This window comes from Streptomyces sp. NPDC002573, assembly GCF_042889625.1.
GTDB classification, from domain to species: Bacteria; Actinomycetota; Actinomycetes; order Streptomycetales; family Streptomycetaceae; genus Streptomyces; species Streptomyces gibsoniae.
Genome location: NZ_JBIARC010000025.1, coordinates 1 through 22294 on the forward strand (window position 1 = coordinate 1; position 22294 = coordinate 22294).

13 protein-coding genes and 3 pseudogenes are annotated in these 22294 nt (G+C 71.9%); 7 read left to right on the forward strand and 9 right to left on the reverse strand.

All coding sequences use genetic code 11. The annotated features are described in order from the left end of the window. Positions 1 to 104 precede the first annotated feature (104 nt). A complete protein-coding gene (locus tag ACFYX0_RS23165; RefSeq protein ID WP_355910949.1) occupies positions 105 to 806 on the reverse strand; it encodes a 4'-phosphopantetheinyl transferase superfamily protein in 702 nt (233 codons plus the stop codon). Next, positions 751 to 1659, reverse strand: coding sequence for a metallophosphoesterase family protein (locus ACFYX0_RS23170; protein WP_388972768.1), 909 nt, complete (start codon positions 1657 to 1659; stop codon positions 751 to 753). Before ACFYX0_RS23170 ends, ACFYX0_RS23165 begins: the two co-directional genes overlap by 56 nt. Positions 1660 to 2055: 396 nt before the next feature. Between ACFYX0_RS23170 and ACFYX0_RS23175 the strand changes: the two genes are divergently transcribed. After that, positions 2056 to 3183 (forward strand): ATP-grasp domain-containing protein, encoded by a 1128-nt coding sequence (locus ACFYX0_RS23175; RefSeq protein ID WP_388972770.1) that lies wholly within the window; start codon positions 2056 to 2058, stop codon positions 3181 to 3183. A gap of 214 nt (positions 3184 to 3397) precedes the next feature. Then, entirely contained in the window at positions 3398 to 5083 is a 1686-nt protein-coding gene (locus ACFYX0_RS23180) for a carbohydrate binding domain-containing protein (protein ID WP_388972772.1), read from the forward strand. 52 nt (positions 5084 to 5135) lie between these two features. On the opposite strand, the gene ACFYX0_RS23185 is transcribed toward ACFYX0_RS23180, so the two are convergent. From ACFYX0_RS23185 to ACFYX0_RS23205, 5 genes and pseudogenes are all read right to left on the reverse strand, one after another. Then, a complete protein-coding gene (locus ACFYX0_RS23185) occupies positions 5136 to 5582 on the reverse strand; it encodes an alpha-L-fucosidase (RefSeq protein ID WP_388972774.1) in 447 nt (148 codons plus the stop codon). A gap of 2 nt (positions 5583 to 5584) precedes the next feature. Continuing rightward, positions 5585 to 6097, reverse strand: a pseudogene (locus ACFYX0_RS23190) (glycosyl hydrolase-related protein); the annotation flags it as partial. A gap of 92 nt (positions 6098 to 6189) precedes the next feature. Continuing rightward, positions 6190 to 6874 (reverse strand): annotated as a pseudogene (locus tag ACFYX0_RS23195) (alpha-mannosidase); the annotation flags it as partial. A gap of 77 nt (positions 6875 to 6951) precedes the next feature. Next, complete coding sequence (locus ACFYX0_RS23200; RefSeq protein ID WP_388972776.1) at positions 6952 to 8292, reverse strand: 6-phospho-beta-glucosidase; 1341 nt, start codon at positions 8290 to 8292, stop codon at positions 6952 to 6954. After that, positions 8289 to 9053, reverse strand: a complete 765-nt coding sequence (locus tag ACFYX0_RS23205; RefSeq protein ID WP_388972778.1) for a DeoR/GlpR family DNA-binding transcription regulator — start codon at positions 9051 to 9053, stop codon at positions 8289 to 8291. Before ACFYX0_RS23205 ends, ACFYX0_RS23200 begins: the two co-directional genes overlap by 4 nt. A gap of 205 nt (positions 9054 to 9258) precedes the next feature. Between ACFYX0_RS23205 and ACFYX0_RS23210 the strand changes: the two are divergent. The 3 genes and pseudogenes from ACFYX0_RS23210 to ACFYX0_RS23220 form a co-directional block, all read left to right on the forward strand. Further along, positions 9259 to 10932 (forward strand): annotated as a pseudogene (locus tag ACFYX0_RS23210) (glycoside hydrolase family 2 TIM barrel-domain containing protein); the annotation flags it as partial. A 33-nt stretch (positions 10933 to 10965) separates the two neighbouring features. Next, positions 10966 to 12822 (forward strand): LamG-like jellyroll fold domain-containing protein, encoded by a 1857-nt coding sequence (locus tag ACFYX0_RS23215; RefSeq protein ID WP_388972780.1) that lies wholly within the window; start codon positions 10966 to 10968, stop codon positions 12820 to 12822. A gap of 19 nt (positions 12823 to 12841) precedes the next feature. Next, positions 12842 to 14512 (forward strand): histidinol-phosphatase, encoded by a 1671-nt coding sequence (locus ACFYX0_RS23220; RefSeq protein WP_388972782.1) that lies wholly within the window; start codon positions 12842 to 12844, stop codon positions 14510 to 14512. Positions 14513 to 14617: 105 nt separating this feature from the next. Here the strand turns inward: ACFYX0_RS23220 and ACFYX0_RS23225 are convergent, their stop codons facing one another. Next, positions 14618 to 17293: an FAD/NAD(P)-binding protein gene (locus tag ACFYX0_RS23225; RefSeq protein WP_388972784.1), complete on the reverse strand. Its 2676-nt coding sequence runs from the start codon at positions 17291 to 17293 to the stop codon at positions 14618 to 14620. Between the two features lie 437 nt (positions 17294 to 17730). On the opposite strand from ACFYX0_RS23225, the gene ACFYX0_RS23230 reads away from it, so the two are divergent. After that, positions 17731 to 19134 carry a glycoside hydrolase family 16 protein gene (locus ACFYX0_RS23230; RefSeq protein ID WP_388972786.1) on the forward strand — a complete coding sequence of 468 codons (1404 nt, stop codon included), beginning with the start codon at positions 17731 to 17733 and terminating at the stop codon, positions 19132 to 19134. A gap of 46 nt (positions 19135 to 19180) precedes the next feature. On the opposite strand, the gene ACFYX0_RS23235 is transcribed toward ACFYX0_RS23230, so the two are convergent. Further along, positions 19181 to 20068 carry a helix-turn-helix domain-containing protein gene (locus tag ACFYX0_RS23235; RefSeq protein WP_388972788.1) on the reverse strand — a complete coding sequence of 296 codons (888 nt, stop codon included), beginning with the start codon at positions 20066 to 20068 and terminating at the stop codon, positions 19181 to 19183. Between the two features lie 147 nt (positions 20069 to 20215). On the opposite strand from ACFYX0_RS23235, the gene tkt reads away from it, so the two are divergent. Then, positions 20216 to 22291: a transketolase gene (gene tkt, locus ACFYX0_RS23240; protein ID WP_388972790.1), complete on the forward strand. Its 2076-nt coding sequence runs from the start codon at positions 20216 to 20218 to the stop codon at positions 22289 to 22291. The last annotated feature ends 3 nt before the right edge of the window (positions 22292 to 22294 follow it).

Sequence of the window (22294 nt, forward strand, 5' to 3'; positions counted from 1 at the left end):
CATGGACGATCAACCCAGCCACCGCATAGACCGAGGGGCCACCCGGCCCACGGCCGGGCAGCCCCTCAGCAAGATCTTCATGAGTCTTCTAGCCCTTCCGTCGCTCAGGAGCGCTCGCCGCTCCGGGGGCGGGGTACGGCGATGGCCGTCGCGGCAAAGCCCCGCCCCGCCGTCCAGCGCCCGTCGAAGATCTCGATGCGGTGGTTGTCGACCACCGGTCCCGGGACCAGCAGCCGCGCCCGGAAACGGCCGGGGGCGCCGGGCTCGGGAGCCGGGTCGATCTCTATGTCGGCCTGCTGGAAATCCAGCCACTTTCCGGTCAGGGGGAACCACGCCTTGTAGACGGACTCCTTGGCGCTGAACAGCAGCCGATCCCAGTGGACGGAGGGGTGGCTGCGGGCAAGGGCCCGCAGCCGGGTCTCCTCGGTGGGCAGCGCGACCGCCTCCAGGACGCCCTCGGGCAGCCGGTCGTGCGGTTCCGCGTCGATGCCGACCGAGACCAGCTCGCCGGCGTGCACCAGCGCGGCGGCGCAGTACCCCTCGCAGTGGGTCATGCTGCCGATCAGCCCGTCCGGCCAGCGCGGTGCGCCCCGCTCGCCGGGCAGGATGGGCCCCGGCGGGACGCCGAGCTTCTCCATGGCCTGCCGCGCACAGCCCCGCGCAGCCCGGAACTCCCGCTGCCGCTTCTCGACGGCCCGCGCCACGACCGCCTCCTCCTCCGGATAGAGGAGGACGCCGTCGCCGAGCGCGTCACGTCCGTATGCCTCCACGACCGCGATCGAACCCGGGAGCAGCTCCTCGATCACCTGCTGGGACCTCCATCGGCAGAATACGGCGCAGCCGCCCTGGCGGTGTCGCGCGCGGACGCCATTCTCGGGGATAGCCCACCGACACCTCTTCGAAGCGCACGCCCTCGTGATGCGTGGTGCGCGGAATGTGCAGATGACCGTAGACCATGCAGGCGACCCGGAAACGGCGGTGCCAGTCGGCGGTCAGCCGGGTCCCGCACCACATGGCGAACTCGGGGTGGCGCAGGATGTTCGTGGGGTGCCGGTCCAGCGGGTAGTGGTTCATCAGCACGGTGGGAAGATCGTCGGGGATCTCCTCCAGTCTGCGCTCGGTCTCGGCCACCCTGGCCCGGCACCAGGCCTCGCGGCTCGGGTAGGGGTCGGGGTGCAGCAGATACTCGTCGGTGCACACGATCCCGGTGCCGTGGGCGTACTCGAGCCCCTGCTCCTTGGTCGTGCAGCCCTGCGGCAGGAACGAGTAGTCGTAGAGCAGGAAGAGCGGTGCGACGGCCACCGGACCGCCCGGCCCCTCCCAGACCGGGTAGGGGTCCTCGGGGGTGGTCACGCCCAGCTCCCGGCACATGGCGACCAGATGGTCGTAGCGCTCGACGCCGCGCAGGGTGACGGGGTCCCTCTGGTGGGTCCACAGTTCGTGGTTGCCCGGCGACCAGAGCACCTTGCGGAAGCGGCCGGCCAGCAGTTCCAGGGCCCAGCGGATGTCGGCGACGGTCTCGGCCACGTCACCCGCGACAAGGAGCCAGTCCTCGTCCGAGGTGGGGCGCATGCGCTCGACGAGGGCGCGGTTCTCCGGGTACCCGATGTGCAGGTCGCTGATGGCGAGCAGCTGTCCACGGCCGTCCGTCGACTCCACCCTCGCCCCTTTCGAGAACCGAATAGGAACACAAGACCACATCGGGCCTCCGAGGGACAAGAGCGACCCGCGGAGGATGCCGGTGCCTCCCGGAAAACGCCTGGAATCCCTCTACCCACAGGTCCGGAGGCCTCCGTCACGCCCGGCCCACAGCCCCCGGAAGCGGGCTGCTCCCTCCGGCCCGCATCCCTCGAACAGCCTGTTTCCACATGGCCGGAAAACAGGCAGGAATCCGTAACCTGCGCGTGGCACGGAGAGTGTCCGGGAGGCCCTATGATCGCCCCAACACCTCCGCCACGGACGCTTTCACGCGTACGGCGGTGCAGTGTACCTCCCCCTCCCATGGCCGGGCACGGCCTGCTCCGCCCTGCCCGCGCACCCTGAAAGGTGGCCTGCATGGTCTCTCGCGTACGCGTCTGGCTCAACCGCACGTACGCGGAGAACGTGTTCTTCATGGAACAGCTGCGGAGAAATCCCAGCGACCGCGCCGTCGACATCCATGCCACGCACGGCGACCCCGACTCGCCCGTCCTGGCCGCGGCGGACACCGCCGAACTGGAGCCGGAGGGGCTGTCCCCGGCCGGGTATGTGGAGTACGCCCTCGACCAGTGCGTGCGGCGCGGCATCGACGTGTTCGTACCGCGGCTGCACCAGGAGGCGATCGTCGCGCACCGCGCCGAGTTCGAGGCGGCCGGTACGGCGCTCCTGGCGCCGACAGCCGAGGCGGTGGCGGTCTTCCATGACAAGGCGACGGCGTATCAGGCCGTGCAGTCCATCGGGATTCCGGTGCCGCCGTGGCGGCGGGTCACGAACGAGGACGAACTCCTCAGCGCGGTGGAGGAGTTGGAGGCCTACGGTCACAAGGCGTGCTTCAAGCCGGCCGCAGGCGCGGGCGGGGCGGGCTTCCGCGTCATCACGCGCGCCCCGTTCTCGATGGCACATCTGAACGGGTTCCCGGGCCCCTATGTGCCGCTGGACCTGGTCGTCCGAGCGGTGCGTGAGGCCGAGGAGCCCGTCGACTGGCTGGTGATGCCGCGGCTGGCGGAGCCGGAGGTGTCGGTGGACTGCCTGACCGGACCCGACAACCTGATCCGTATGGCGGTGGCCCGCACCAAGAACGGGCGCCGCCGGGGCTTCACGCTGGACAAGCGGTGGGTGGAGCCGGCCACGCGGCTCGCGGAGGGTTTCGGGCTGCACTACCTGTCCAACATCCAGTTCCGGATGTTCGGGGAGGAGGCGGTGCTGCTGGACGTCAACACGCGCCCGGCGGGCGGGCTGCACCAGCTGTCGCTGTGCGGCGTCAACGCCCCTTGGGCGGCCGTGCAGTTGGCGCTCGGCGAGGACCCGGGCCAGGTCGTGCCGCCGTTCCTGGGCACGGACTACGCGGTGGTGTCGGGCCCCCGTCCGCTCCGCTCGCTCTCGCTGCCGGAGCAGCGGGCGGGCGAGGTGGAGCAGGCCCCGGTGCTGCCCGCCGTGCCGGTCGCCCCGGTCGAGGTCGGCACGGCACAGGCCCTGCCCCTTTAGGAATACGACGGGCCAGGAGTACGTCGGGCCGTTCCCGCTCTTCGGCAGGTTCGGCCCGGGCCGACCCATGCTCTACTGCGATGGGTCACCCCACCGGACTGGACCAATCCTCCCCCGAACTCTTGACACCTGGATTGGTCCATACCAACTTGGTTGCGCACTCTACTGCACTGCCCTGCACTCCCGAACCCCCCATCGCCTTCAGGGAGATCGCGTGCGCACACTCCTCAGACGTCCCAGACGTGCCCTCTTCGCTCTCATCGGCTCCGCCGCCCTGGCGCTGGGCGGGGCGGTCGCCCTCCCCGGGACCGCCCAGGCGGCCAACATCCTGTCGAACCCCGGCTTCGAGTCGGGCCTCTCCCCCTGGTCCTGCACCGGCAATCTCGGCTCGGTCGTCTCCAGTCCCGTGCACGGCGGCTCCAAGGCCCTCGCCGGAGCCGCCAGTTCGAGCGACGACGCACAGTGCAGCCAGACCGTGTCGGTCCAGCCGAACACGACGTACAGCCTCAGCGGCTGGGTCCGCGGCAGCTATGTCTTCCTCGGTGTGGACGGCGGCGCCTCGACCTGGACCACGTCCCCGTCGGCCTACAGCCAGCTGTCCGTCTCCTTCACCACCGGCGCCTCGCAGACCAGCGCCACGATCTATGTCCACGGCTGGTACGCGCAGGGCACGTACTACGCCGACGACATCAGCCTGGACGGACCCGGTGGCGGCGGTGGCGGCTCCGACACCCAGGCACCGACCGCGCCCACCGGCCTGACCTCCACCGGCAAGACCTCCTCCAGCGTGTCGCTGCAGTGGAACGCCTCGACGGACAACGTCGGTGTGACCGCGTACGACATCTACCGCGGCTCCAGCCAGGTGCTGAGCGTCTCCGGTACGTCCGCCACGGTCAGCGGTCTGTCGCCCAGCACCGGGTACACCTTCACCGTGAAGGCACGGGACGCGGCCGGGAACACCTCCGCGGCCTCCAACTCCGTGTCGGTCACCACGGACGCGGGCAGCGGCGGCGGCACCGGCTTCAAGCAGGCGGCGCCGTACCTCTACGAGGGCTGGGGCGACCCGCCGAACCCGGGCACGGTGATGAGCGCGACCGGCATCAAGTGGTTCACGATGGCGTTCGTGCTCGACTCCGGTGGCTGCACCCCCGCCTGGGACGGCAGCCGCCCGCTGACCGGTGGCGCCGACCAGACCGCCATCAACCAGATCCGCGCCGCAGGCGGTGACATCGTGCCGTCCTTCGGCGGCTGGTCGGGCAGCAAGCTCGGAGCCAACTGCTCCTCCGCGAGCGCGCTCGCCGGAGCCCTGCAGAAGGTGATCGACGCCTACTCCCTGAAGGCGATCGACATGGACATCGAGAACTCGGACGAGTTCGAGAACGAGGCCGTGCAGGCGAAGATCCTGACCGCCCTGAAGACGGTCAAGGCCAACAACCCCGGCCTGAGGACCATCGTCACCTTCGGCACCTCGACCACCGGCCCGACCTACTACGGCAACCGGCTGATCGAGCAGGCCCAGTCGCTCGGCACGAACGTCGACGTCTTCACCATCATGCCGTTCGACTTCGGCGGCGGCTCGGACATGTACGGCAACACGGTGAACGCGGCCGAGGGACTGAAGGCCAAGCTGAAGTCGACCTTCGGCTGGGACGACGAGACGGCCTACGCGCACATGGGCATCTCCGGTATGAACGGCCTGTCCGACCAGCAGGAGAACACCACCCCCGCGATCTGGACCCAGATCCGCGACTGGGCGAACTCCCACCACATCGCGCGGCTCGCCTACTGGGCGGTCAACCGCGACCGGCCGTGCGCGGGCGGCGGCGTGGTGAGCAACTGCTCCGGTATCGACCAGAGCAACTGGCAGTTCACCTCCATCACCGCCGGGTTCACCGGCTGAGCACACGGGGTGGGGGTGACCGCGGCGCCGGTCATCCCCACCCCTTCTCGGCTCAGAAGCGGCCCGACCCCCGGTACAGCTCCAGTTCCCCGTCCAGTTCCACGGCGAGCACGGTGGCGTGCGGGTCGAGGTCCGCCGCGGACGGCGGCTCGATCCACAGCACCCCCGGGGTCTCGTGCAGTCCGCCGGTGACCCGGTGGGCCAGTTCGGTGCCACTGCCGAGCACGGTGACCCGGCGCACCGAGCCGAGCAGGGCGACGCCGTCGTGGTGCCGGCTGGTGAGCACGGCGTAGCGGGCGCCCGCTCGGGCGAACAGCGCCGCCCACGCACGGGGGTCGTAGCGTGCGGCCGTGAAGCGGTCGAGCTGGGACATGTAGCGGTCGTAGGGGACGATGTCGTCGTAGAACGACCAGGACTCCTGGACGCCGTCGACGGCGTACACGCCCCAGTGGACGAAGATCCCCAACTTGGCGTCGTTGAACCAGGGTTGTACGGGCACGCTCAGCTCTCCTCGGCACGCCGCAGGCGCAGTGTCAGGATCTGGAAGGGGCGCAGCGCGACGGGGACCGCGCCTCCTGCGGTGTCCGCGGTCTCGAGCGGGCGTTCCAGCAGGTCGGTGACCTGGGCTCCGGCGAGTGCGAAGCCCGTGCGCAGCACACCCGCCGCGCGACCGCCCCGGGACTCGTACAACCGCACCACGACATCTCCGGACCCGTCGTCGGCGAGCTTCACCGCCTCCACGGTCAGGCCTTCGCCGTCCACCGACACCACGGGGTCCGGCGCGCCCGCGGAGTCCGCCACGCGCAGCGGCAGATTGAGCGCGTAGCCCTCGGCGACCGCGTCCTCGATGCTCGCGCCCGGCAGCAGCGCATAGGTGAAGCGGTGGCTGCCCTGGTCGGCTCCCGGGTCGGGGACGCGCGGGGCGCGCACCAGGCTGAGGCGGACCGTGGTCGTCGTCCCCCCGTCCTCGCGCACGGTGCGGGAGACGTCGTGGCCGTACGTCGAGTCGTTGATCGCTCGCTGACGAGTACGAGGAGTTCGTCTTCGCCTGCTCGCAGGCCCAGCAGTACGCGTGGGTGCGCGACAACCACCCGCAGGTGTGGGCCCGCGGGCCGGGACAGGACCGGCTTCAGCGCCGCGCGGACGGCGGCCGCCGAGCCGGAGATGTCGTCGAGGTCCAGGAGGTCCATCGCCCGGTCGAGGGCGTGGGTGATCTCGTGCCGGCGCGGGTCGTGCTCGCCGAGCTCCACCATGAGTTCGCGCAGTACCTGGAGGTCCAGGTCGAGATGCCACACGTCCTCGTCCAGGACGGCGATGTCGGCGCGCCGGAAGGTGTAGAGCGGCTGGTCGCCCGCCGTGAGGACGTCGCCGAGCGGGGTCGGGCCCGCGAAGCCGTCGGCGAGGATGTCCGGGTTGGAGGCCGCCTCGACCAGGTAGTGGATCTCTTCGCCGCCCGCCGCCGGGTTGGCGATCGGCACGTACTGGTTGAGCGGGTTCACCGCCTTCAGCGGTCCCGTCGGCCAGGTGCACCAGGCCCTCCGCCTGGTTGCCGGGCCAGTCGCCGACGAAGCCGAGGTCGATGACGGCCTCGACCCGCCGCCCGGCCCACCCGGCGGGCACCTGCCCGCGCATCCGGAACCAGGTGGTGCCCCAGGGCGGCCCCCAGGGGGTGCCCTTCGCGAAGGGCTCGTACGAGGCCCCGGCGGCCTCCGCGAACCGCACCGGCTCCCCCGGGGCCTGCCAGGCCTCCACCTCCAGGGGCACCGCGGCGGCGTGGATCACGGGCTTGATGCGCTGGTTGTGGAGGCGCTCGACACGTTCCTCGATGCGGCGGCGTTCGTCGTGCATCAGCAGGTCTCCTGACGGGATTACTTGAGGTAGCCGAGGCCGGGGTGGACGGCGGTGTAGCCGTCGACGAGCCGCCGGGCGACATTGACGGAGTCGACGAGCGGGTGGAGTGCGAACGCCTTCACCGCCGTCGCGCGGGAGCCGGTCTCGGCCGCCGACAGCACCTCGCGCTCGACCGCCTTGACCGAGCAGACCAGGCCGGTGGCGTGGCCGGGCAGCGGGTCGGCCGCGAGGGGGTGTGCGCCGTTGGTGTCCACCAGGCAGGGGACCTCGATGACCGCGTCGGGGTCCAGCACCGACAGGGTGCCGCGGTTGCGCACGTTCAGGATCAGGGTGGTGCGCTCGTCGCGGGCGATGCCCCGCATCAGGGCGAGCGCCACCTTCTCGTAGCCGCCGGAGAGGTCGTCGGCCTCGCGTTCGCCCGCGCCCGCGGTCTCCCGGTTCTCGGCCATGTACGTGGCCTCGCGCTCGGCCCGGGTGCGGTCCCAGGTCGCCAGGGCCGCGGCGTCCGGGCGCTTCATCTCCTCGTAGAACCCGGCCTGCTGGTCGCGCAGGAAGGCGCCGCGGGTCTTCTCGGCCTCGCGGTAGGCGCGGACGGCCTCGCGGTTGAAGTAGTAGTAGTGCAGATACTCGTTCGGGATCGCGCCCAGGGACCGCAGCCAGTCGGTGCCGAACAGCTTGCCCTCCTCGAACGAGCCGAGCAGTCCGGGGTCGGCGAACAGCCTCGGCAGTTCGTCCCGGCCCGCGACGCGCAGACCGCGCACCCAGCCGAGGTGGTTGAGGCCGACGTAGTCGATGAAGGTCTCGCGCGGGTTCGCGACGCCGAGCACACGGGCGATACGGCGGCCGAGACCGACCGGTGAGTCGCAGATGCCGATGACGCGGTCGCCGAGGTGACGGGACATGGCCTCGGTGACCAGGCCCGCCGGGTTGGTGAAGTTGATGACCCAGGCCTCGGGGGCGAGCCGGGCCACCCGCCGCGCGATGTCGACGGCGACGGGCACGGTCCGCAGACCGTAGGCGATGCCGCCCGCGCCGACCGTCTCCTGGCCGAGGACGCCCTCCGCGAGCGCCACCCGCTCGTCGTTCGCACGTCCCTCCAGGCCGCCGACGCGGATCGCGGAGAAGACGAAGTCGGCGCCGCGCAGCGCCTCGTCGAGATCGGTCGTGGCGGTCACCTCGGGCGCGTCCGGGACGCCCGCGGCCTGTTCGGCCAGCACCCGGGTCACCGCGGACAGCCGGCCGGCGTCCAGATCGTGCAGCACCACACGGGTGACCCGGCCCTCGGCGCGGTCCCCGAGCAGCGCCCCGTACACGAGCGGCACCCGGAACCCGCCGCCGCCCAGAATCGTCAGCCTCACGTCTCCGCCTCTCCTGCCACGGCCACCTCGACGCCCGCTTCCTCCAGGGAGGACCGGGTCGCCGGGTCGACCGCCGCGTTCGTCACCACCACGTCCAGGTCCTCGGGCCCGCAGACCCGTGCCATGCCCGTCCCCGGGAACTTCGCCGCGTCGGCGAGCAGGACGACCTTGTCGGCGGCCTTGATCATGGCCCGCTTGACCGGCACCTCGACGACCGTGGTGTCCATCACCTGCCCGCCCGGCCGCACCCCGCTGGTGCCGAGGAACAGCCAGTCGGCGTGCAGCTGGCGCAGGTTGTCCTCGGTGAGGAAGCCGACCAGGGAGCGGTACTCACGGCGCACCATGCCGCCCAGCAGCACCAGTTCGATGCCCTCGTCGTCGGCCAGTTCCTCGTAGACCACCAGATTGCTGGTGATCACGGTCAGCCGGCGTCCGTGCAGCTGCCGGGCCAGCCGGTAGGCGGTGGTGCCGATGTCCAGCAGCACCGACTGGCCGTCCGTGACCATCGCCGCCGCGCGCGCCGCTATCGCGTCCTTCTCGGACACGCGCACCTCGGCGACCTCGGCGAAGGGCTGGTCGCCCTCGTCGGCGACGGCACCGCCGTGCACCCGGGTGAGCAGGCCGTCCTCCTCCAGTTTGACCAGATCACGTCGGATCGTGGCGGCGCTCACGCCCAGTTGCTCGGACAGGTCGGTCACGGCCGCGGGACCACCGGAGCGCAGGGCCCGCAGGATGAGTTGATGTCGTCGTTCTGCCAGCACGCCATGAACAGTACTCGTCATCTTCAATCATTTCTATGCTCAGTTCTGCACGACTATTGACCAATCTCGGGGAGCGGCGCACGATTCCGTGCACCGAATTTGAACAGTTCTGATGAGGGACCGTTCTGGCGAGAGGACGTGCGTGTGGACGACGACCGGCCGGATGTGCTGCTGACCGGGCTGCTCTTCTACGACCTGGTCCTCACGGGACTGGGCGGACCCCTCGGTCGTGATCTGGCCGCTCGGCAACGAGTCCGACTACGGGGCGAACCACGACGCGGCGGCGGGCTGGCTGCGCCGCCACGATCCCACCCGGCCGCTTCAGTACGAGGGCGCCGCCAAACGGGGCTGGGCGGATCCCGCGGTCGCCTCCGACATCGCCTGCCCGATGTACGCGCCGATCGAGGACTGCGTCGCGCACGCCCTGTCCGGAGAACAGACCAAACCACTGATCCAGTGCGAATACGGGCACGCCATGGGCAACAGCAACGGCACGCTCGCCGACCACTGGGCTGCCATCGAGTCCACCCCGGGCCTTCAGGGCGGCTTCATCTGGGAGTTCTGGGACCACGGCATTCTCCAGCGCGTGAGCGACGGAAGACCCGCCGGGCGCGCTGGTGCCGGGCTGTATGACAACGGTGTCGCCGCGCCCGGCCACCGCTGGGCGTACGGCGGTGACTTCGGGGACCTCCCGAACGACGGCGCCTTCTGCGCGGACGGTGTCGTCTTTCCCGACCGCACGCCCAAACCGGCGATGTACGAGCACCGGGAGATCGCGGTGCCGCTCCGGCTGGAGTGCTTCCGGCACGAGGGCGTCGTCCTCCGCAACCACCAGCACTTCCGGGGCCTGGACTGGCTGAGAGCCGAATGGGAGCTGTCGCTCGCCGACGGCCCCACGCTCACGGCCCCGGCCGAGCTGCCCTCTCTCGCCCCGGGCGAGTCGACGGCCGTACGACTGCCGTTCAGGCTTCCGCGGAAGGGCGGCGAGGCCTGGCTGACCCTGCGGGTGCGCACGGCCGACGACGAGCCGTGGGCACCACGGGGCACCGAGGTGTGCGTGCCGCAGGTGCGGCTGCGCGGGCCCTCGGCCGAGTCGCCCGTCCCGGTCCCGGGCCGGTCCGTCGGGATCGACGAGGACGGCCTGCTGGTCCATCCGCTCCTGGCCGCCGCCCCCACGCTCACCCTGTGGCGGGCGCCCACCGACAACGACGAACTGGGCGGGACGGCCGGACGCTGGCGGGCCTGGGGGCTCGACCGGCTGGTCCGCACGGTGGTGGAGGTGCGCCGGGGTGACGGTCCGGTGACCGTGGTGTCCGCGTACGCCTGCGAGGCCGGTGCCGTCCGGCACGAGCAGGTGTTCACCGCCGTCGAGGGCGGCATCCGGGTGCAGGAGACCGCCGCACTGCCCCCGGAGCTCCTCGACGTGGCGCGGGTCGGCTCGGTCTTCGAGACGGTCCCGGGGCCGGATCTGCTGGAGTGGTACGGACAGGGCCCCTGGGAGAGCTACCCGGACCGCGCCGCGGGAGCACCCGTGGGACATCACTCCGCCCCCGTGGACGAGCTGTTCACCCCTTACCTGCGTCCCCAGGAGAGCGGCGGCCGGCACGGCGTACGGCACTTCACGCTCTGGGCGCCGGACGCCACCGGTCTCTCGGTCCGTCTGGACGAGCCCCGCCAGATCTCGGTCACCCGCCACCGCGCCGAGGACCTGACCGCCGCCGGGCACCACGACGAAGTGGTGGCGCGTCCCGGGTGCGTGGTGCACATCGACGCCGCCCATCGGGGCCTCGGCACCGCCTCGTGCGGCCCCGACACCTCTGCCTCGTATCTGATCCCGCCGGGTGTCCATCACTGGAGCTGGACCCTGCGCACGCACTGACCCACCGCCCCTCATGGATCCCACGGAGTAGATGTGTGCACTTCGCACGAGCCGGGGCAGACCCCTGCCCAGGAAGCCCCCCAGGCCGGGGCCGGCCGGCGCACCTTCCTGCGCGCCACCGCGCTGCTGGGCGCGGCGGCCGGCACCGGTGTCGCCCTGCCGGCGGTCGCCCAGGCGGCTCCGGCGAGCGCCGTGGGGTGGCGGCCCGATCCGGACAGCCGCCGCTTCACGCTCGCGGTGATGCCGGACACCCAGTACCTCTTCGACGGGCCGAGCATCGACCCGGCGCCCGTCGAGGCCTCGCTCCGCTACCTCCTGGAGCACGGCCGGGACGAGAACATCGTGTTCCTGTCCCACCTCGGCGACCTCACGCAGAACGGCGCCAAGGAGGAGTTCGCGGCGATCGGTGAGGCGTTCCGGCTGCTCGACCGGCTGGGCGTCGGCTACAGCGTCCTCGCGGGCAACCACGATGTGCGGTCGTCGACCGACGACCAGCGCGGCCCGACGCCGTACCTCGACACCTTCGGTCCGGACCGCTTCCGGAGCCACTCCACCTTCGGGGGCGCGTCCCCCGACGGCTACAACACCTTCCATGTGTTCCGGGCCGCCGGGCGGGAGTGGCTGGTGCTGGCCCTGGACTGGCGGCTGTCGGAGCACGGGTACGCCTGGGCGAAGGACGTCATCGCCCGGCACCCGAGGACACCGGTGATCCTCACCACGCACGAGCTGGTCGTCGAGGACGACACGCTGTCCTCGTACGGCCAGGAGCTGTGGGAACAGCTGATCCGGGACCACGACCAGATCTTCCTGACCCTGAACGGGCACTACTGGCCTGCCGGCCGCGCCACCCGCAAGAACGCGGCGGGTCACGACGTCCAGCTGCACCTGACGAACTATCAGAACCGCTACTTCGGCGGCGCGGCGATGATCCGCCTCTACCACTTCGACCTCGACCGGAACGTCATCGACGTGGAGACCGTCTCCCCGTGGATCCTCGGCCGGGCCGCCAAGGGCCTGAACCGGCTGGAGCGGGAGGAGATGGAGCTGAGCGGTGACGCCGACCGGTTCTCGGTCGTCGTCGACTTCGAGGAGCGGTTCGCGGGCTTCGCCCCGGTGCCGCCGCGTCCGTCGCGGCCGGCGTCGAGGATGACCGTCCCCGGCACGGTGGCGTACTGGCGCTTCGACGGGCACGAGGACGGGTCCGCCGTCGGCGGCACGGTCCGCGATCTGTCCGGGCGCGGCAACGACCTCACCCTGGTCACGGTGAACGGCGGCTCGCTGATCTGGTCGTCGGACCACCACCCCGACCAGCCCGGCCACGGCAGCCTGGAGTTCCGGGGCTACAAGTCACCGCTGACGGGCGCGTATCTGCGTACGGTCGACGGGGCTCCGCTCAACTCCGCGACGTTCGCCTCGGGTTACACCATCGAGGCCTTCTACCGGCTCCCCGCGGACTGGGACCCGGCGCACCACGCCTGGTCCGGGCTCGTCAGCCGCACCGGCACGGGCGGCGCCGCGGGCAAGACCGCCGACGACCCCGACGAGCCGCTGGCCACGCTGTCGCTGTCCGACGGCCCCGGACCGCAGTGGGCGGTGCGCCCGCTCAACCAGGAAGGCATCGCCACCAACTGGGGCGACGAGACGGCGCGGGAGAAGTGGTGGCACGTGGCCGTGGTCAACGACGGCCGGCACACCACGCTGTACGTCGAGGGCTGCCCGGTGGCCCGTAACCCGAAGGCCGCCGCCGTCGGTCTGACCTCGGTCGGACTGCCGTGGCTCCTGGGCGGCTACGAGTACGCGGGGAAGATCGACCAGATCCTGCACGGCCGGCTCGGCGACGTCCGGATCGTCGCCCGCGCGCTGCCCGTCACCTCCTTTATGAACCACTGAGCCGAAGGCCCCCCACCCCATGACCGAGCAGCAACTGCCCGCCTGGGCCGACCCTTCCGTCTCCCCCGACCGCCTGGACGCCCAGGGCCTGTCCCGCCGCGGCCTGCTGCGCAGCGCCGGGCTCTTCGGCGCCGCGTTCGCCGTCGGCTCCCTCGCCACGCCCGCGGCGGCGCACGACCGGTACCTCGGCGGCGAGGACCCCCGTCTCGCCTATCTGGTCGGCGACCACCATGTGCACTCCGTCTACAGCCACGACGCGAAGTACACGTTCTCCCAACTGGCCCGGGCCGGCGCCCGGTACGGCCTGGACTGGATGGTGTTCAACGAGCACTCCAACTTCGGGCACGCCTCGTACGGCGCCCTGATGGAGCACCAGGAGATTCTCGCGGCACGCGCCGAGAACCCGCGCCAGCTGATCTTCCAGGGCCTGGAGTGGTACATTCCGGCCGCCGAGCACGCCACCGTGTTCGCGGCCCCCGGCCCGCACGAGGTCGGTCTGCTCACCCGGTTCGAGCTGGCTTACGACGGCAAGCTGCTGGGCTACACAGAGGGGTCCGCCGGGGCCGCGGACACCGCGCGCAACGAGGCCCACGCCGTGAAGGCGATCCAGTGGCTGGCCGAGCAGCGCCGCTCCGGATACGTGGACGACGTGCTGGTCCTCGCCAACCATCCGCTGCGGCTCGGCATCGACTCCCCGCGCGAGATCCGCGGCTGGCGGGACGCCGCGCCCGAGATCATGATCGGTATGGAGGGCGCGCCCGGCGCCCAGGGCGCGGCGATCCCCGGCCGGCGCTCCTCCACCACCTCGATCCGTGGCGAGTACGAGAACAAACCCTCCGCGCAGTCGTGGTCCGGATACCCGGCGGACGCCTATGTGACCTACGGCGGCTTCGACTGGGCGACGGCGACCGTCGGCGGACTGTGGGACGCGCTGCTCTCCGAGGGCAGGCTCTTCTCGATCACCAGCAACTCCGACGCCCACCGCGTGGTCTTCGACACCTGGAAGAACGGGGACTGGCTGCCGGGCCAGAACTTCGACAACACCGGCAGACTGCCCGACCCGGTGAACACCGACACCCCGCAGCCGGGCAGCGATTTCTGGCCCGGCCAGTTCAGCCGCACCCATGTCGGAGTGACCCGCTACGGCTACCGGGCGGTGATGGCGGGCCTGCGCGCGGGCCGGGTCTGGGTCGACCACGGGCATCTGCTCGACGGGCTCGACGTACGGCTGAAGCGGGACTGCGACCCCGGGCGCGGCGTCACGCTGGGCGGCCGGCTGCGGGTCCGCAAGGGCGAGAAGCTCACGCTCCAGGTGACCGTGACGAGCGCCTCCCGCCCCAACCCCCAGGGGATCCTGCCGCGCCTGGCGCATGTGGACGTGATCCGGGGCGCCGTGCGCGGACCCGTGACCGACCGCGACACCTGGCAGGCGCCCGACGCCAAGGTCGTCGAGACCAGGGACGTCAGCGGCCGCAGCGGCGCGTACACCCTGCGCATCCCGCTCACGGCCGGGAGCGAGTCCTTCTACGTCCGGCTGCGCGGCAGCGACGGCAAGCGCCACGGTGCCGGATACCTCGGCGCCTCGGTCGACCCGCACGGGCCGATCCCGCACACGCCGGGCGACGGCGATCCGTGGGCCGACACGTGGTTCTACGCCAACCCCGTGTTCGTGGAGGTCGCGGGTTCCTGACGGACCGCCGGCTCACGCCGAGCGGTGAGCGATGGGGGCCTGCGCGTGGCGACGCGCGGGCCCCTCGGGACGGTGGCGGAGACCCCAATGGTGACACGCGTCCGGTCACCCCGGCAGCGCGGCCAGCAGACGGCGGTCCCGGGGTGCCGGTTTCCGGTCCAGACGTCCGTCCAGTAGACGGCGGGCGGCGTCGCAACGGCCCGCCGCCACCAGGGCGTACAGCAGCGTCTCCTCGACGATCTCGCGCTGGGCCGCGCTGCCGCCGACCTTGCGCACCGCCGGCAGCAGAGCGGCGAGGCCGCGGGCCGCCTCCTGAAAGCGCTCCTCGACGAGCGCCGCCAGCGCCTCGCACAGCGGCACGACGACCTCGCGCTGCACCGCGTCGGCGCCCGCCGCGTGGTCGCGCAACCGGCGCAGGGCCGCCACATCGCCCGCGGCGGCGAGGGCGACCGCCGCGTGCAGCGCGGTGAACGCGGTCGCGGGCCGCTCCACGATGTCCCGGGCGACCGAGTCGAGCACCTCGGCGGCGGGCACCTCGCCCGGCCAGCTGCCGCTCAGCCGTGCCCGCCACAGCAGTGATCCCGAGTCGACGAGCGCCCGTACCCCGGACACCCGCCCGGGCGCGAGCTGCGCCAGCCAGCGCCTGCGGACTGCGGCCGGATCGTCCAGCGCCAGTTCGTGCAGCGCGATGTGCCAGGAGAAGTGCGCACGGTGGACCGCGCCACGCCCCAGCCCCGACACCCATCCGTCGAGCCAGTCGCGGCCCGCCTCATGGGCGCCGCGCTCGTAGTGGACATGGGCGAGCGCGTGCACGGCGTGCCCGGACGCGGGCTCGGCGGCCAGGGCCCGGTGGGCGAGTTCGCCCGCCTCGTGGAAGCGGCCCTGCCCCTGGCGCAGAAAGGCCAGCAGCGAGGTGTGGAACCAGTGGCCGTCGTACGCGGGTGAGGTGCGCTCCACCAGTCGCAGGGCATAGGCGTCGTCGAGGTCGCGGACCCCGGAGAAGGCGATGGTGGGCACGGCGGCGGCCAGCGCGAGCGCGTCGCCCGGGTGGGCGTCGAGGTGGCCGAGCAGCGCGGTGCCGTCCTCGTCGGTGCCGTGGACGCGATGGGTGACGACCTCCACGAAGGAGCGCTCCCGCTCATCGGCCCGCTCCCTGGCGCACCGCTGGGCCTCCGCGAGTTCCCGGGGCACGTCGACCTGCGCGCCGCACTCGTGGCCGAGAAGCGCGAGCGCGGCGTGTCCGAGGGCGAACCCGGGGTCGAGGGCGACGGCCCGCCGGAACGCCTCCTCGGCGCCCGACCTGATCTTGAGCACCCGGTCGAGCCCGGTGCGGTGGGCGGCGGCCGCCTCGGCGTGCGTGGAGAGGGGAAGCCCCTGTGCGTCGACGGGGCGCCGTCGGCTCCGGCGCACCGGCGGGGCGAGCTGGGCCGTCACCTCCCGCCCCAGCGTCGCCGCCTGCGCCCGGATCTCGGGGACGGCGGTGGTCTCCCACAGTTCGCCGCGGCGCGGGGCACCGAGCGTGAACAGCGGCCGGTCGATGCGGCCGGCGGCGTCGAGGAGCCGGCCCTCGTGCGTGGCGACCCCCATGCCGAGGGGCCCGGAAACGGCGGCCCCGGCGGCGACGAGCGAACGCCACAAGGGGTCGTCGAGGTGGTGGCCGGGGCCCGTGCAGTCGATGACCCAGCCCACCCGGAGCGTACGGCCGTCGGCGAGGGCGACGGTCACCGTGCCGTCGGGGGCGGTACGGGCGTCCGCGATCCGGCCGGCGCGCACGCTCAGCCGCCGGGCGGCCCGCACCCGGGCCAGCGCCTCCGCCGTGGCGGGCGCCATACGGTGCCGATGGGTGTTCCACAGCGCCCCGTCCCGCCGTAGGAACTCGGCCCGCTCGCCGGGGGTGAGGCCCTGCCACAGCCGGGCCGTGTACGGGCGCAGACCGTCCAGGGCGGGGCGCCAGTCGCCGTGCAGCCGGACCGCCCGGCTCGCCTGCCGGAACACCGCTCGCCGCAGCCGGTCCAGGGGCGCACCGGTGAGCCCCGGGGGCCGTGGCATGGACGGTGCCGGGTTCAGGGCGTGCGGCTGGGGCAGCAGTCCGTTGCGGGAGACGGCGTGGAGCACCCGGCCCGGGCGGTCCAGGGTCAGCGCCAGGTCGACCGCGGTGAGCCCGGTGCCGACGAGCAGCACATCGGTGGTGTCGGCGAGCGGCCCGGCGAGCGCGCCCGGCGCCCAGGGCTCGGCGACGAACCGCGGTGACGTCCGCAGTCCGGGCGGGGCCCAGGCGCTGTTCCCCGCGGCGGGCCCGGTGGCGAGCACCACGCTGTCGGCCGTCAGGCATCCGCCGTCCGCGAGCCGGAGGTCCAGCCGCCCGCCGGCGGTGTCCGCGCAGCCCTCCGCGCGCGACCGCACCCGCCGTACCGCCACCACCCCGTGGGCGCGGACGACGGCCTGCCCGAGGGTGTCGGCGAGGTAGGCGCCGTAGCGGTATCGGGTCAGGAAGTCGGCGGCGGTGACGGTGGGTTCCCCGTGGCGGCACAGCCAGCGGGTGAGGTGGCCGGGATCGTCCGGGTAGCAACTCATCCCGCCCGCAGGGACATTGAGCCGGTGCCGGGGGTCGGTGGTGGCGTAGGCGACGCCCCGGCCGGCCTCCGGTGCCGGATCGATCAGCACGAGGTCGAGCGGGGTACGGCGGCGGGTGGCCGTCTCGCACACCTGGAGGGCGGTCAGCGCACCGGCAGCGCCCGCCCCGACGATGGCCACGGTGCGCCGCGCACGGGCTGGGTTCACAAGTACCTCCGGCGATGGTCGGGGCCGGGGCCGCCCGGCGAGTGTCCGCTCTTCCTGTCTCCTCCTACTCTGTCCCCTTCCGGCCGTGCCGGAGCCGTGGATTCAGGCCGAGTCGCGGGCCGTGTTCGCAGGCGTCTCAGGCGGCTCCCCTTGGATTCAAAGAGTCAATCCACCCAGCGGCAGCGGAGCGCCCGGACGCAGGGGCATATCGGGCGGATGGGCGGGGAGCGTCCGGGGGCGACGGACCGCGCGGCTTCGCTTCGGCGCCTGAACTCCCGTGCCGCTCAAGGACTTTCTCGGCTTTACCTCTTGACGGCCGGAGTGACCGAGAGCACATTGGCGGCGCGGCGCGTGAGAGCGCTCTCAAAACTGTCCGCACGCCTCCCCTGCTCTCACGCGCACCCGCACACCCCCACTCCGTACGAATGAGGCAGCCCATGAAGGACACTTCCGGCACACCTGCGAGACGCCGGCCCCTGCGCCGCGTCCTGGTCGCCGTACTCGGCACGATGGGTCTGGCCGCGGCCGCCGCCACGGCCGCCACCCTGCCCGCGAACGCCTCCGCCCCCACTCCCCCGTCCGGCTGGACCCAGGTCTTCCTCGACGACTTCAACGGCGCGGCCGGCTCCGGCGTGAACACGGCGAACTGGCAGTACGACACCGGGACCTCGTACCCGGGCGGCGCCGCCAACTGGGGCACCGGCGAGGTCGAGAGCATGACCTCCAGCACGAACAACGTCTTGCTCGACGGCAACGGCGATCTGCTCATCACCCCGCGCCGTGACGCCGCCGGCAACTGGACCTCGGGCCGTATCGAGACCAACCGCACCGACTTCCAGCCCCCGGCGGGCGGCAAACTGCGGGTCCAGGCCCGGATCCAGATGCCCGATGTGACCGGCGCCGCCGCCAAGGGCTACTGGCCCGCCTTCTGGATGCTGGGCGCGCCGTACCGCGGGAACTACCAGAACTGGCCGAGCGTCGGCGAGCTGGACGTCATGGAGAACGTCCAGGGCCTCAACACCGACTGGGCGACGATGCACTGCGGCACCAACCCGGGCGGGCCGTGCAACGAGACGTCCGGCATCGGCAACTCCACGTCCTGCAGCGGCACGACCTGCCAGGCGGGCTTCCACACCTACGCGATGGAGTGGGACCGCTCGACGAGCCCCGAGGAGATCCGCTTCTACCTCGACGGCGTCAACTTCCACACCGTACGGGCCAACCAGGTCGACGCGACGACCTGGGCGAACGCCACCAACCACGGCTTCTTCGTGATCCTGAACGTGGCGATGGGCGGCGGCTTCCCGGCCGCGTTCGGCGGCGGCCCGGACGGCGGCACCGAGTCCGGCCACCCGATGGTGGTCGACTATGTGCAGGTGCTCCAGTCCTCGGGCGGTGGGGGCGGTACCACACCGCCGCCCTCCGGCAACCGGGACGCCTACAGCGCGATCCAGGCCGAGTCGTACGACAGCCAGTCCGGCGTGATCCCCGAGACCACCACGGACACCGGCGGCGGCCAGGACATCGGCTCCCTGGCGAACGGCGACTGGGCCCTCTACAAGGGCGTGGACTTCGGCTCCACGGCGGCCACGCAGTTCTACGGCCGGGTCGCGAGCGGCGCGGCGAACGGGGTGAGCGGACTGGTCGAGGTGCGCCTCGACAGCCGTACGAACGCACCGGTCGGCAGCTTCGCGGTGGCCGGCACGGGCGGCTGGCAGAGCTGGCGGACCGTGCCCGCGAACATCGGGCCGGTCACCGGCACCCATGACGTCTATCTCACCTTCACCAGCGGCCAGCCGAGCGACTTTGTGAACGTGAACTGGTTCGACTTCGGCCACTGAGAACCCGGGCGACCGACAGGGGCGGGCCCACGGGCCCGCCCCTGTGTCATCTCAACTCGGCCCGGAACGCCGCCGGTGTCGTGTCGGTGTGCTGATGGAAGAACTTGGAGAAGTTCGCCGGGTCGGGGAAGCCGACGGCGGCGCCCACACGGCCGATCGGCAGGTCGGTGTGCGCGAGCAGGCGCTTGGCCTCCAGGACCACCCGCTTGTCGATGAAGCCCTTGGGGGTCTCGCCGGTGGCGGCGCGGACGGCGCGCACCAGGGTGCGCCGGGAGTAGCCGAGGGCGTCGGCGTAGGCGCTGACGCTGTGGTTGGTGGCGAAGTCCTGCTCGACGGCGTCCCGGAACCGGGTGAAGGTGGTGTCGGCCTGGTCGCGCGCCGCCTCGGCGGAGCTGGCCGCGAGATGCCCGAGCCGCAGCAGGAACGCGGTCAGGGAGTGGCGCAGCACCGCCGTGTGCAGACTCACCGGCAGGGTGGTCGCGTCCTCGTACTCGCGTTGCAGCTGTTCCAGGGAGGCGCGGAGCCCGGCGAGCTGCTCCGGGTCGGGGTGCAGCAGCGGCGGCAGGTCGTAGCGGTACAGGCCCGTGGCCTCCACGGTGGCGCGCGGGAGAAAACCGGGCTGCATGGTCAGCACGGTGCCGCGGTACTCGCTCGTCCGGGAGAAGCGGTGGATCTGGCCGGGGCGTATCCACAGAACGTCACCGGCGCTCGGCCGGTACTCGGCGAAGTCCACCATGTGCGACACGGGGCCGCCGTTGAAGAACATCACCACATGGAAGTCGATGCGGTGGACGCGGTCCAGCGGCGCGTCCTCGTGCCAGATACGGCCGGGCTCCATCGGACCCACCTGTAGGCCGACACCGCAGACGCTCAGGTCGACCGGGAACGGATACGTCCTGATCCCGCCCCCGTCTTGTGTGGTTATGTCCGCCATGTCCGTCTCGTGCCGCCTCGGTTACCGCTGTCGATGTCCCACTTTCACCGAAGGCTGACACAGGCACACCTTCCCCCGCAAAAGTCAGACTTTTAAGTTTGACGACGTTCCGCCAGAGATCATGCATCCAGTGAGGACTTCTTGAAGATGAGTGCGCAGAGCGCAGACGGATTCGAATGGACCGACCTCGACCGGCGAGCCGTCGACACAGCCCGTGTTCTTGCCGCCGACGCCGTACAGAAGGTCGGCAACGGCCACCCGGGCACCGCGATGAGTCTGGCGCCCGCCGCGTACACGATCTTTCAAAAGGTGATGAGGCACGACCCGGCGGACCCCGAGTGGACCGGCCGTGACCGCTTCGTCCTCTCGCCCGGGCACACCTCGCTCACTCTCTACACCCAGCTCTTCCTCTCCGGCTACGAACTGGAGCTGGACGACCTGAAGGCGTTCCGCACCCACGGCTCCAAGACGCCCGGTCACCCCGAGTACGGCCACACGGCCGGTGTCGAGACCACCACGGGCCCCCTGGGCCAGGGCGTGGCCAACGCGGTGGGCATGGCGATGGCCGCCCGCTACGAGCGCGGCCTGTTCGACCCCGAGGCCCCCGAGGGCACCTCCCCCTTCGACCACACGATCTGGGCGATCGTCTCCGACGGCGACCTGGAGGAGGGCATCTCCGCCGAGGCGTCCTCGCTCGCCGGCCACCAGAAGCTCGGCAGCCTGGTCTTCGTCTACGACGACAACCACATCTCCATCGAGGGCGACACCGCGACCGCCTTCTCCGAGGACGTGCTCAAGCGGTACGAGGCCTACGGCTGGCACGTGCAGCGCATCGAGCCCGCAGAGAGCGGTGACATCGACGTCCACGCGCTGTACGCGGCGCTCAAGACGGCGCAGGCCGAGACCGAGCGCCCCTCGATCATCGCCATGCGCACGATCATCGCCTGGCCCGCGCCGAACGCCCGGAACACCGAGGCCGCGCACGGCTCGGTGCTGGGCACGGACGAGGTCGCGGCCACCAAGCGCATCCTCGGCTTCGACCCCGAAAAGTCCTTCGAGGTGTCCGACGAGGTCCTCGCCCACGCCCGCCGGGCCCTCGACCGCGGTGCCGAGGCGCACGCCGCCTGGGACAAGCGGATCGCCGAGTGGCGCACGGCCCAGCCGGAGCGCGCGAAGCTGCTCGACCGTGTCGTTGCCGGTCAGCTCCCGGAGGGCTGGGAGGACGCGCTGCCGGTCTTCGAGGAGGGCAAGGCGGTGGCCACCCGTGCCGCCTCCGGCAAGGTGCTGCAGGCGCTCGGCGCGGTCCTGCCGGAACTGTGGGGCGGCTCGGCCGACCTGGCCGGCTCCAACAACACCACCATCGACAAGAACAGCTCCTTCCTGCCCAAGGGCAACCCGCTGCCGGAGGCGAACCCGTACGGGCGCACGATCCACTTCGGTATCCGCGAGCACTCCATGGCCGCGGAGATGAACGGCATCGCCCTGCACGGCAACACCCGTATCTACGGCGGCACCTTCCTCGTCTTCTCCGACTACATGCGCAACGCCGTGCGCCTGTCGGCCCTGATGCAGCTCCCCGTCACCTATGTGTGGACGCACGACTCCATCGGTCTGGGCGAGGACGGCCCGACCCACCAGCCCGTCGAGCACCTGGCCAGCCTGCGCGCCATCCCGGGTCTGAACCTCGTCCGCCCGGCCGACGCCAACGAGACCGCGATCGCCTGGGCCGAGATCCTCCGCCGGCACTCCACCGCACCGGCTCCGCACGGTCTCGCGCTCACCCGCCAGGGCGTGCCGACGTACGCCCCCAACCCCGAGGCGGCCAAGGGCGGTTACATCCTGCGGGAGTCCTCCACCGGCACCCCGGACGTGATCCTGATCGCCACCGGCTCCGAGGTGCAGCTCGCGGTCGCCGCGCGCGAGCAGCTGGAGGCCGAGGGCGTGGGCACCCGGGTGGTGTCGATGCCGTCCGTGGAGTGGTTCGAGGAGCAGTCCGCCGAGTACCGCGAGCACGTCCTTCCGCCGTCCGTGAAGGCGCGCGTGGCGGTCGAGGCGGGTATCGCCCTGACCTGGTACCGCTACGTCGGTGACCGTGGACGCATCGTCTCCCTGGAGCACTTCGGTGCCTCCGCCGACGCCAGGACCTTGTTCGCAGAGTTCGGCTTCACGGCCGACAACGTGGCCGCCGCCGCGCGGGAATCCCTCGCCGCCGTTCGCGGTTGATCC